Below are 5211 nucleotides of genomic sequence, written 5' to 3'. Positions count from 1 at the left end.
GCGCGGTGATCGCGCTGCGGCCCGAGGATCCCGACGCCGCCCGGGCGCTGGTCGACGCCTGGGCCGCGATCGGTTGCGGGGTGCTCGAGCCGCGACCGGCGCCGCGGCTCGGCGGGCCGGCCTGAGCGGTCCGAACGGGGGAGGCCGGCGCCGGGCCGCCCGCCGGCGCCAGGTCAGTCGCGGTGCGCCCGCACCATCGCGACTCCGCGGCGATGGTCGTCGGGCGCGTCGGCGGCGGCCCGGACCCAGGTCATCCGGTCCTGCTGGCGGACGACCGTCAGCTCGTCGACCTGCCAGCCGGCGACCAGCTCGCGGACGCCGTCGAGGTCGTAGACGCGCTGGAAGGCGTCGACCGAGGGCTCCCCGATCGGCACCGTCAGGACCAGCCCGCCCCCGGGCCGCACCAGCTCGCGGACGCGAGCGATCGCCTCGACGTCGGCGCGCGGCACGCCCTGCGGGGTGCCGTAGTGCTCCAGCCCGAAGTGCTCGACGGCGGACAGCACGACCGCCACGTCGAACGGGCCGAGGTCGGCAGGCACCCGCTCCAGCCGCTCGGCGACGACCTCCAGGCCGGGGTGCTCCAGCCGCAGGCCGCGGGGATCGACCAGCGTCACCTCGTGGCCGAGCGACGCCAGCGAGATGCCGACGGTGCTCTCGGCGCCGCCGACGTCCAGCAGCCGCGCCGGTGCGCCGCCGGTGGCGACGGCGACCGCCCCGAAGACCCACGGCTGCTCCGCGATCCGCTCGTTGACGTGCAGCAGGTCGACGCCGCCCTCGCGGTGCTCGACCGGCGCCGGCGGGTTGAACCAGAGGCCCGCCTGGGCCGCGAACCCGTGGGGCCCGTTGGCCCAGTTCAGGAGCGCGGCGGTCGCCGGGGCGAGCCGCTCGAGGCCGACCTCCAGCTCGTTCTCCGGCCCGACCACGTGGCCGACCGCGTGCAGCACCGAGCGCTCCAGCTGCTCGAGCGCGTCGAGCCGCCCCTCGAGCGCGTCGAACCGCTCGTGGACGGTGTCGCGCGTGTCCTGGAGCGAGCCCAGGCGGTCGTCGATCTGGCTGACCGTCCACTCGACGCGCGGGTCGAGCAGCCGCCGTGCGGGCCAGCCGACCGCCCGCTTGATCCGGGCGCCGGCGGGGCCGCGTCGGTCGCTCATCGTCCTGCTCCGTTCACGGCCCTGACGCTACAGGCGACGGCTGGCCGGGGAGCGGAGGGGATCGCGATCCGCTGGTCGGACGGGTAGGGTTCCGCGGCGAACCTCGTCTGAGTGGTTCGTCGTCGCCCGTGTGCCGCCGCGCGCGACGTCTCGCTCAGCGCTCTGCTCCGACCGACCCCGGAGGCCTGCCTGTGCGACGACAGACCGACGCCGTCCCCGCCCGAATCCGCGCCCTGGCCGTCCCGGCCGCCTGCGCGATCGCGCTCCTCGCTCCGGCCGCCGCGCTCGCGGATCCGGTCCCGAGCGACGACGGAACGGCGACGACGTCGCCTCCAGCCGCCAGGAAGAGCCCATCCGACCTGGCGCTCGGCGACTCCGGCAGCAAGGTCCTGGCGCTCCAGAAGACGCTCTGGCAGGTCGGTCTGCCGGTCGCTCGCGACGGCAACTTCGGTCCCGCGACCGAGCTGATGCTGCGCCGCTACGAGCACGAGGAGGGCCTGCCGGTCGACGGCGTCGCCGACAGCGCCCAGCGGATCTCGATGCGCAAGCGCGCCCATCCGCAGCGGGCCGAGAAGCGGTTCGCGTCGCGGACGCTGAAGGTCGGCGCCTCGGGCACCGACGTGCGGGCGATCCAGCGGCTGCTGCTCGACAACGGCATCCGCGTCCCGACCCACGGCAAGTACACGGCCGCGGTCCGCAGCCGCGTCCAGCAGTGGGAGCGCAAGGCGGACATGACGCCCGACGGGGTGCTCTCGCGGCCCGAGGCGCGAACCCTGCGCCAGACCGCGCCGCCCCCGCCGGCCGCCGGCAGCGCGCCCGCGAGCACGCTCGGCGGGTCCGGGGCCAAGGTCGGCGACGACGGCTACGCGTTCCCGATCCAGGGTCGCTGGCACTACGGCGACGCGGGCACCTACTTCGGCGAGCGGGGCGGCGCGCACCAGGGCGTCGACGCGTTCGCCAGCTGCGGCACGCCGCTGGTCGCCGCGTCGTCGGGCAAGGTCGCCCACAACCAGGTCCAGTCCGCGGCCGGCAACTACCTGGTGATCACCGGGACGCCGACCGGCGAGGACCAGGCCTACATGCACATGAAGGCGCGTTCGCCGCTGAAGGAGGGCACGGCCGTCAAGGCCGGCGACCCGATCGGCCTGGTCGGCGACACCGGCAACGCCGACGGCTGCCACCTGCACTTCGAGCTGTGGAGCAAGCCCGGCTGGTACACCGGCGGCAAGCCGCGCGACCCGAAGCCCGACCTCGACCGCTGGTCGAAGGCGGTCGGCAACCCGCCGACCAAGGGCTGAGTCGACCGCCTGTGACGTTCCGGTCGCCCAGCGGCCGGAACGTCAGATCGACGGCAGCGCCTCGCCGGCCGGCGGCTCGGCGACCGGCATCCGGATCCCCTCGGCGGCGAACTCCTGGAGGATCCGCTCGCGGACCAGCCGCGTGACCCGCCACTGCTGCGACGGCGTCGTCTTCAGCACCAGCCGGATCGTCACCCCGTTGGCGTTCAGCGCCTGGACGCCCCAGACCTCGGGCGGCTCGAGCACGTTGGCGTCGTGCTCGCGGATCTGCTCGGCGACGCGGGCGATCGTCGCCTTGGCCTTGGCGATGTCGGTGTCGTGGGTGACCGCGATGTCGAGCACCGCCCGCGACCAGTGCTGGCTCTGGTTGCCGACCGCCCGAAGCTCGCCGTTGGGGACGTGCCAGACGGTGCCGTCGAGGCCGCGAAGGCGCGTGTTGCGCAGGCTCAGCGCCTCGACGGTGCCGGTCACCGGCTCGCCGTTGGCCGACTTCGGCCGGAACGTGATCTCGTCGCCGACCCCGTACTGGTCCTCGACCAGGATGAAGATCCCGGACAGGAAGTCGGCGACCAGCGACTGGGCGCCGAAGCCGAGCGCGACGCCGACCACGCCGGCGCCGGCCAGCAGCGGCGCCAGGTCGATCCCGATCTCGCCCAGCGCCATGAACAGCGCGGTGGCGTAGATCAGCCCGGTGACGACGCTCTTGAGGATCCCCAGCACCGCCTCGCGCCGCTGATCGCCGCGGACGCTCATCTCGCGGGTCTCCAGCAGCGCGTCGGGGGTGATCCGGCGGACCACCGAGAGCCCGCGCGAGAGCTTCCCCGAGCCGACCCGGCGGCCGAGCTTGACGATGCAGCGGCGGGCCAGCCGGTTGACGATCCAGGCGACGACGAAGATCAGCAGGATCGAGAGGAAGCCGGTCGTCAGCCAGTGGACCGCCTCGGCGGCGAACTTCTCCAGCGGCTTGCCGCCGTGCCCGTCCCAGATGCTGCGGCAGAGGTCGGTCTGCCAGGAGTCGCCCTTGTGGCCGTCGCAGGTCCGGACCTGACGGGCCTCCCAGATGTCCGCGTCCGTGGGCCGCTTGCCGCTGCTCGTCTGCGCGAGAACCGTCGTCAACGTCGGAATCAGTGCCACCCCTCGACCGTAACGCCGAGCGCCGCGATTCGCTGCGCCGCAGGGCCGCGACCAGCCTCCGTGCCCCGCGTCACGCACGAGATCGCCGATCTGCGTACCATTGCTTCTTCGGTGGCGTCGTCTGGCGCCGTTGCGGACGCTCCGCGTCACGACTCCAACTCGCCACCGTCGTTTCCGCGTTCTCTCCACGCGCGACGCTCCGCTCCCAGCTGGGACGGACCACGATCGCGGCCGGCTGCTGAGCGCTCCCCCGGCCGGCCCCACGTGGTTTGCCCTGTCCTCCCTGAGGAGCCCAATGTCTTCTGTCACCTTCGCCGAGCTCGGCGTGTCCAACGCCGTGGTCACCGCGCTGAACGAGCGCGGCATGACCTCGCCGTTCGCCGTCCAGGAGATGGTGCTGCCCGACGCCCTCGCCGGCCGTGACGTGCTCGTCTCGTCGCCGACCGGCTCGGGCAAGACGATCGCCTTCGGCCTGACCCTGGTCGACGGCATCGAGGCGACCGACCCGCGCCCGAGCGCGCTGGTCCTGGTCCCGACCCGCGAGCTGGCGACCCAGATCGTCGACGAGATCCGCGACATCGCCCACGCCCGCGCCCTCGCCGTGACCGCCGTCTACGGCGGCGCCGGCCTGGAGAAGCAGTCGCGCGCGGCGTCTCGCTCGCACATCCTCGTCGCCACCCCCGGTCGCCTGGAGGACCTCCTCCAGCGTGGCGCCTTCAGCCTCTCCGAGGTCCGGATGCTGGTCCTCGACGAGGCCGACCGGATGCTCGACATGGGCTTCCAGCCGGCCGTCAAGCGGATCGTCGGCCAGACCCGCCGCGAGCGCCAGACGCTGTTCCTGTCGGCGACGCTCGACGGCCGCGTCGGCGACCTGGCCCGCGCCTACACGACCAACCCCAAGCTGATCGAGTACACGCCGCCCAAGAAGGACCAGGGCAAGATCGTCCACACCTTCAAGCGCGTCACCCGCGACGACAAGCTCGACCACCTGGTGACCGAGCTGCACAACCGCGAGCGTGGCCTGGCCGTCGTCTTCGTCAAGACGAAGTTCGGCGCCGACAAGCTCGTGCGCAAGCTCGGGCAGTACAACCTCGAGGCGGTCGCCCTGCACGGCAACCGCTCGCAGGCCCAGCGCCGCAAGGCCCTGGCCGCGTTCGAGGACGGCAAGGTGACGACGCTGGTCGCCACCGACGTCGCCGCCCGCGGGCTCGACGTCGAGGGCGTCACGCACGTGATCCAGTTCGACATCCCGGTCGACCACGAGACCTACGTCCACCGCGTCGGCCGCACCGGCCGCGCGGGCGCGACCGGCATCGGCGTCACCTTCGTCGAGCCGGAGGAGCAGCTCGACATGGGCGTCATGGGCCGCGACCTGAAGCTCCACACCCAGCTCGAGGAGGCCGGCCTGCGGGTCGCCGCCCCGGGCGAGAAGGGTCCGGGCGTCAACCGGATGCAGGGCAAGAAGCAGCCGCGTCCCGCCGGCGGTGGCGGCGGTCGCGGCCAGGGCGGGCGCCAGGACGGCGGTCGCAGCCACGGCGAGGGCTCCCGCTCCGCCTACGGCCGGCCGCGCGGCGAGCGCCAGGACGGCGGCAACGGCGGTGGCCGCGGCCAGGGCCAGGGCGGCGGCA

Annotated in this window: 4 protein-coding genes; 2 read left to right on the top strand and 2 right to left on the bottom strand. The window is 73.8% G+C overall.

Annotated elements, in window-relative coordinates:
- Window positions 1–173 precede the first annotated feature (173 nt).
- Complete coding sequence (locus PAI11_RS06665; protein ID WP_007572194.1) at window positions 174–1151, bottom strand: class I SAM-dependent methyltransferase; 978 nt, start codon at window positions 1149–1151, stop codon at window positions 174–176.
- A gap of 191 nt (window positions 1152–1342) precedes the next feature.
- On the opposite strand from PAI11_RS06665, the gene PAI11_RS24050 reads away from it, so the two are divergent.
- Window positions 1343–2449: a peptidoglycan DD-metalloendopeptidase family protein gene (locus PAI11_RS24050; RefSeq protein ID WP_007572193.1), complete on the top strand. Its 1107-nt coding sequence runs from the start codon at window positions 1343–1345 to the stop codon at window positions 2447–2449.
- 42 nt (window positions 2450–2491) lie between these two features.
- Here PAI11_RS24050 and PAI11_RS06655 read toward each other — a convergent pair whose 3' ends face one another.
- Complete coding sequence (locus tag PAI11_RS06655) at window positions 2492–3583, bottom strand: mechanosensitive ion channel family protein (RefSeq protein ID WP_007572192.1); 1092 nt, start codon at window positions 3581–3583, stop codon at window positions 2492–2494.
- 295 nt (window positions 3584–3878) lie between these two features.
- On the opposite strand from PAI11_RS06655, the gene PAI11_RS06650 reads away from it, so the two are divergent.
- The coding region (locus PAI11_RS06650; RefSeq protein ID WP_040598789.1) for a DEAD/DEAH box helicase at window positions 3879–5211 on the top strand (1333 nt) is incomplete at its 3' end.

It is taken from the genome of Patulibacter medicamentivorans (genome assembly GCF_000240225.1).
GTDB classification, from domain to species: domain Bacteria; phylum Actinomycetota; class Thermoleophilia; order Solirubrobacterales; family Solirubrobacteraceae; genus Patulibacter; species Patulibacter medicamentivorans.
The sequence above is the reverse complement of the archived record's forward strand: the minus strand, read 5'-3'. Positions and strand labels throughout refer to the sequence as shown.